This is a genomic window from Vreelandella indica (assembly GCF_037070225.1).
GTDB lineage: Bacteria > Pseudomonadota > Gammaproteobacteria > Pseudomonadales > Halomonadaceae > Vreelandella > Vreelandella arctica.
The window spans coordinates 1-4,407 of the sequence record NZ_JBANSO010000062.1; the positions used below are offsets into that span (position 1 = coordinate 1).

Genomic DNA, 4,407 nt, shown 5'->3' on the forward strand with positions numbered 1-4,407 from the left:
CCTGCAGGAGTGATGTGCTGATGAGTCCACTTAGCAACGCTCTTGGCTGTAGCTCGAACCTCGCTATCCGATAATGGCGCTTCAAAGTCGTTATAGGCACGTGCGCGAGTCAGTACAGCTTCATGCCATCGCTCGTACTCTGGCCACCCCTGCCGTATCGCTCTATAAGCCCATGTGCGGAGTTTTTCGAAGAGGGTACAGTTACGCCCTAGTCCGTAGTCTGGAAGCCGTTTACGGCGGTCGTTGAAGGCACTGAGGTCTAACCAGCTGGCTAGGTCGCCCAGCTCATACAAGCGAGGTTCCCATTCAGTGACGCGCCAGTGGCTGTGTAAGGGATTTTTGCAGATAAGGCCCGCATAACCCGCGTCAGCGTCCAAAACAGCGCGTAGGGCGCAATCTACGGCGGCTGCGTAGCGTAATGGGCCTGGTTTGCCGTCTGGGGCTGTTCTAACGGGTACATCAAGGCCGTAAATCAGGTGGGCGTGGCCATTGGCGGGGTTTTGCGCCACGATCGTCGGCGGTGGTGCGCCGCGGTCATACCAATCGAGCACGGCACCACTACGGTCAACGTCATAGACCAGCCAATAGCGGTGCGTGGGGCCGTTGGGTTGGATATAGCGCGCTTGGAGCGCTTTTTGAACGTCGCGGATGCGTAGCCCCATACCGAAATCGTCGGTGTGGTAGGGCTTACGGGGAAGCCGTTTACCAAATAGGGTCAAATTTGTTGGGGGTAAGCCTTGGCAATCCCGTGCGGCCTGGGTCACAATATCCTCACGTTATACGTGCGCCCTCATCCCGTTTCTCCGCCAAGATTCCCGGGTTGGGGGCGTTCTCTTTTAAAGCCCGAAACCTTTGTCGTGATCACGGTATCGGGTACGCCTATCATGCTGTTTTACCGCTTCTTGCCCTCTGGCGTCCAGCGCGAAACACTCTCGCTTAAGTCGTTGACCTGCTTGCTCAAGTTCATCACCTGGCGTTTTAAGGCCTGGTTGTCGCGCTGTGTGTCCTCGAACATGGTCTGCAAACTCTCGTAACCGCGTTGCCATTCCTGCTGCTGTTTCTCGTAGCTGGCCTGTAAATCTTCGAAAGCGCGCAATAGCTCCCGCTCTAATTCCGTCATCTAGTACCCCTCCAGTATCCGGTACCCGCCCTGGTAAGTCTGGGCGCTCTCGTCGATCTTCGCGCACAGCCTCCGGTTGTCGCCGCAGTAAGTCAGCTGGATCTCCGCTCCTTCCTCGGCTAGACGCTCCAAAGTCGCCCTGTGGTTCAATATCTGCTCGACCTGGCTGTTCATGTACCAACTCATTGCCCAAATGGCTCCGGCGCTCAACGCTAGCGTCACGATTACGGGAATGGCCACGGCCATCCAGCTCGATAGCGCGGTGCGTTTCAAGCGCTGGCTCTGGGCGCGGATAGCGTCGCTGGTTGTCTTCTCGCTTTCGCTCAATGCCAACAGCAAGGCGTGTTCGTGCTTCTTCAACGCGCTCTTGACGGCCTGCTCGGTATTCTCGGCTTGCTCTTTCGATCTCTGCTCGAAGGCCGTCGCCATTTTGGAAATCTCGCTCATACAGCTTTCCTCGTAGCCGTAATGGCTTGCCACCGGAAGGGTCGGCAATGCTTAGGCTGGTTTTCGTTTGGCGTGTCACGTCGAAGCCTGCGCCTTCCAGCGCCGCTACCACGTCAGTCCGGTTGGTAATCTCGCCACGCTCGGCAAGCTGCAGTAGGCCATCCGTGAGCTTCCGCTGGGCCTGTACGCGGTCACGGGGCAGGTTAGCGGGGTACGTTAACGCTCGCTGGTTAGCGGGGTCGTTGGGGTCGTGCAACCCATAGGTGTCGTTGGTCAACGTCTTCCAGGCATCGATGCGCGGGCGGTCGGCTTTGTCATAGTAGGGCTGTAGGCGCCGTCCAGAAGTCAGCTCGACATTCGGTACCACGAAATTCAGCTCTAAACGGCCCTTATCGCGGTGCTCAACCCATAAGCAGTCGTACTGGTCAGCATCCAAGCCTGGCAGCAGCGCTTGCTCGAACGTTTCCATGATGGTCGCCTTGGTGGCGGCATCCAGGTCGGGCTCTTGAAAGGATAAAACGCCAGAGGTGTAGCGTTTGGCGTAGTTACTGGAGTCTATGAGCGCCTCGGTCTGATCAGGATCGCCACGCAATAGCTCGGCACCTTCACGGTCGCGATCACGCCCGAGGAGGTAGCCAACAGGCCCAGAACCACGGCCTGTACCACGCGGCGTGAACTTAACGATCATGGTGTTCAGGCTTGAGCGCGGCTAGTTCACGCTCTACGGCGGCTAGGGCGGTCATGACGTGCACACGCTCCAACGGCCCCCATTGGCCGCTGTTAACGCGTCGCGCTATCTGGTTAAGGTTATTACCAATGCCGGCTAACTGGCGAAGCAAAGCAGGATCGGCGCTGCTGCGAGGCTGAGAGCGTGATTTTCGCTGGCCATTGGTATCCAGACAGGTCTCACGCATCCATTCGGCCAGACGCGGCTTAGCACTACGCTGTTTCAATGCGACGTACTCTTCGTCTGTTACCCGCACTTTAATAACCTTTTCTCGGTAGATATCCGCCATATCAGTCCTTTTCGTACTTAGAACGAATCGCTTCTTGCTCACGGCGATAGCCTTCATAGCGCACCTGAAGCGCGTCGCAAAGCTCGCCTAGAATCGACATCGCTTCCTGATAGCTACGACAGGCAACGCGGCCTGTCAGCCACACACCAGGCTGAGCATCACTCCAAAGAGTACGAACGCCTGGTTCCAATAAGCCATCACGTTCAACGACCGTTAGGCCCGTGAGAAACGAGCCATCTTCAACGTCCCATCGATTCATTAAATCGAGGCAGGTCTCCCAGTCAGCACCGTGTATCTGATCCATCGTTGTCTCCGTTCATAGCCGCCTGGCAATGGCGACCAGCAGCATGGTCGGCGTTGCCAGGTGGCAACGGGGGTGTCGGGGGCGGTAGCCCCTGACCCAGCTCACAGAGTGCCAGACGAGCGAAGCGAGTCAAAGGCACCTCTGTGTATGCTGGCTTATTGCTAAAAAACCGTCAAATAATAATCGCTACCCTATAAGAGAGAAACAGCTAGTTGTGCCAGCTCAGCCACACAACGGTGATCCGAAGCTAGCTGAAATCAAACAGGAGATACTTGGATAACCCGCACTATAGAAGGCACCAAAAGCAACAAAATCGAAGCTTTTTTAAGCAAGACACTAAATAGATCAGAACCAACAAAAGGAGGTGAATATGGAATTGCTAATCATAGTGCTCGTCCTCATCGCACACATACTGAAGTGATAAAGCTACCCGATGACTCAAGCTAGGTTGTCGGGAGCTAGTCTACAGTTGTAGAAAGCCCAGAATAATAATGAACAGAAAATGTTGAACCGTTGATAATCAGTAGCTTAGGGAAAATATAAAGGTATTTTTTCTCTAAACATTGCTAAAATATTAGCCTGTGTACGATGATTAGTAACGCGCTCCACCGAGAAGAGCCCTAAAAGCAGAGGAAAATAAGATGTTTGGATTTGGCATTCACGCAGCAGTGACAAAAGAAATGTTTAAAAATGCGCCAAGGAGGGATCAAGATCAAATAATGCAGGGGCTATACGACACTGGGTATTCAGCAAAAGAGATCGCTAACTTTTTAGAGATCGGAACCCAGGCCGTATATAACCGAATTAACGCACACAGGGGTAGAGGCCCAAACTGCACAGCGTAAAATGCAAAACACGAAAAGCGGCTATTATCTGATATGGCTTTGACTCACTTCGGTGTCAAATCATGTCTACTACCAGCCTGACCACACCAAGTACTTCAGGAGTACGGATGTACGCAATTGCTTTTGACCTTGATACAGCCTCGCTCCAACAGGCTTATCCTACGCCTTCTCATACCAACGCTTACGGTGATATTCGAAAAGTGCTCGAGCCTCTCGGATTTACGTGGCAACAGGGCAGTGTATATTTCGGTGATCAAAACATTAATGCTGTGAAATGCGTGATGGCCGCGCAGGAGCTTTCAAAAAAGCTCCCTTGGTTTACAGCCTCTGTTAGAGATATTCGAATGCTTCGCATCGAAGAAATGAACGACCTGATGCCAGCCCTTTAAGTATCTCTTAACCACCGGCTTACTGTTTTTTGTGGTATCCCGGTGGTTCTTGCTATTTCTCGCTGAGAAAACCCCTGACTAGCCATGATTTGAACACTAGGTCCGAATTCATCCCGCCGCTTTGCCCCCTTCTTACATCCTCTCTGAGCTTGTACTGCAGAAAAACCTGCAGGAGTGATGTGCTGATGAGTCCACTTAGCAACGCTCTTGGCTGTAGCTCGAACCTCGCTATCCGATAATGGCGCTTCAAAGTCGTTATAGGCACGTGCGCGAGTCAGTACAGCTT

6 protein-coding genes are annotated in these 4,407 nt (G+C 53.4%); 1 reads left to right on the forward strand and 5 read right to left on the reverse strand.

What is annotated here, in order from left to right; all coding sequences use genetic code 11:
* From V8L71_RS20285 to V8L71_RS20305, 4 genes are all read right to left on the reverse strand, one after another.
* The coding region (locus V8L71_RS20285) for a replication initiation protein (protein WP_336275291.1) at positions 1 to 764 on the reverse strand (764 nt) is incomplete at its 3' end.
* A 72-nt stretch (positions 765 to 836) separates the two neighbouring features.
* Complete coding sequence (locus tag V8L71_RS20825) at positions 837 to 2,255, reverse strand: relaxase family protein (protein WP_489686894.1); 1,419 nt, start codon at positions 2,253 to 2,255, stop codon at positions 837 to 839.
* Entirely contained in the window at positions 2,245 to 2,583 is a 339-nt protein-coding gene (locus tag V8L71_RS20300; RefSeq protein ID WP_336275292.1) for a MobC family plasmid mobilization relaxosome protein, read from the reverse strand. Before V8L71_RS20300 ends, V8L71_RS20825 begins: the two co-directional genes overlap by 11 nt.
* Before the next feature lies 1 nt (position 2,584).
* On the reverse strand, positions 2,585 to 2,887 hold the full coding sequence (locus tag V8L71_RS20305; RefSeq protein ID WP_095604721.1) for a hypothetical protein: 303 nt from the start codon (positions 2,885 to 2,887) through the stop codon (positions 2,585 to 2,587).
* Positions 2,888 to 3,839: 952 nt separating this feature from the next.
* On the opposite strand from V8L71_RS20305, the gene V8L71_RS20310 reads away from it, so the two are divergent.
* Positions 3,840 to 4,121 carry a virulence factor gene (locus tag V8L71_RS20310; protein ID WP_095604723.1) on the forward strand — a complete coding sequence of 94 codons (282 nt, stop codon included), beginning with the start codon at positions 3,840 to 3,842 and terminating at the stop codon, positions 4,119 to 4,121.
* Here the strand turns inward: V8L71_RS20310 and V8L71_RS20315 are convergent.
* Positions 4,118 to 4,407: primase C-terminal domain-containing protein (locus V8L71_RS20315; RefSeq protein WP_336275293.1), on the reverse strand; the 290-nt coding region annotated here is incomplete at its 5' end. The genes V8L71_RS20310 and V8L71_RS20315 overlap by 4 nt on opposite strands.

Excerpts from the sequence above, each read along its gene's own strand:
- V8L71_RS20310 (WP_095604723.1), top strand. The coding sequence starts at position 3,840 with ATGTACGCAATTGCTTTTGACCTTGATACAGCCTCGCTCCAACAGGCT.
- V8L71_RS20305 (WP_095604721.1), bottom strand. The coding sequence starts at position 2,887 with ATGGATCAGATACACGGTGCTGACTGGGAGACCTGCCTCGATTTAATG.
- V8L71_RS20300 (WP_336275292.1), bottom strand. The coding sequence starts at position 2,583 with ATGGCGGATATCTACCGAGAAAAGGTTATTAAAGTGCGGGTAACAGAC.
- V8L71_RS20825 (WP_489686894.1), bottom strand. The coding sequence starts at position 2,255 with ATGATCGTTAAGTTCACGCCGCGTGGTACAGGCCGTGGTTCTGGGCCT.